The sequence below is a fragment of the Arthrobacter sp. GCM10027362 genome (assembly GCF_042679445.1).
Classification (GTDB): Bacteria; Actinomycetota; Actinomycetes; order Actinomycetales; family Micrococcaceae; genus Crystallibacter.
Window position 1 is genome coordinate 1 of the sequence record NZ_JBHTML010000416.1, and the last position, 808, is coordinate 808.

Here is an 808-nt window from a genome sequence, read left to right on the forward strand (position 1 = left end):
GGCGTCCGGCCGGCCTGGGTGGGCGGCACGGCCGAACTGCCGCGGCTGCTGGCGCAATCCGACGTCCTCGCCGTCACCGTGCCGCTGTCGGCCGAGACCGAGGGGCTGATCGGCGCGGCCGAGCTCGGCCTGATGAAGCCCACTGCCGTGCTGGTCAATGTGGCCAGGGGGCCGGTGGTGGACCAGGCGGCCCTGTACGCGGCCCTGGCCGGCGGGGCGCTGGCCGGTGCGGCGCTCGACGTGTGGTGGGGTGCGCCGGAACCGGGCCGGACCCCGCCGGCGGACTTCCCCTTCGCCGACCTGGAGAACGTCATCCTGACGCCGCACCACTCCGGGCACGCGCGCAGCACCTTTGAGGGCCGCGCCGCTGACATTGCCGTGAACATCGCGCGGCTGGCCGGAGGCCTGGAGCTGTGCAATGTCGTCAGACCGGCCCGCTCAGCCACCGAGCAGTAGGCGCGCCGCCAGCAGCAGGGCTCCGGCGGCGGAGGCTGCCAGCGCCAGCAGGCGCAGCCGCGCGGCATCCAGGAAGCGGCTGATCCACCGGGAGAGACCGAACCCGGCCACCACGGCCGGGCTGAGCCAGGCCACCGCCTGGAGCACCTCGCCGGTCACGGTGCCCGCCATGGCCAGCAGCAGCACCGAGACCAGCGAGCCGACCAGGAAGAACGCGCTCATGGTCGCGCGCAGCCGCGCCGGCGGCTGGCCCTGCCACACGACCGCCATCGGCGCCCCGCCTACCGACGTCGCGGTTCCCATCACGCCCGAGAGCGCTCCGGCCACGATCAGGGCGCGCCGGCGCGGGGCC

At 75.5% G+C, this 808-nt stretch carries 2 protein-coding genes; one reads left to right on the plus strand and one right to left on the minus strand.

Annotation, left to right across the window (positions count from 1 at the left end):
• The coding region (locus tag ACFQ36_RS23085; RefSeq protein ID WP_377017942.1) for an NAD(P)-dependent oxidoreductase at positions 1-456 on the plus strand (456 nt) is incomplete at its 5' end.
• Here ACFQ36_RS23085 and ACFQ36_RS23090 read toward each other — a convergent pair.
• A partial coding sequence (locus tag ACFQ36_RS23090) for a TSUP family transporter (RefSeq protein ID WP_377017944.1) occupies positions 439-808 on the minus strand: 370 nt, incomplete at its 5' end. The two genes, ACFQ36_RS23085 and ACFQ36_RS23090, sit on opposite strands and share 18 nt — an antisense overlap.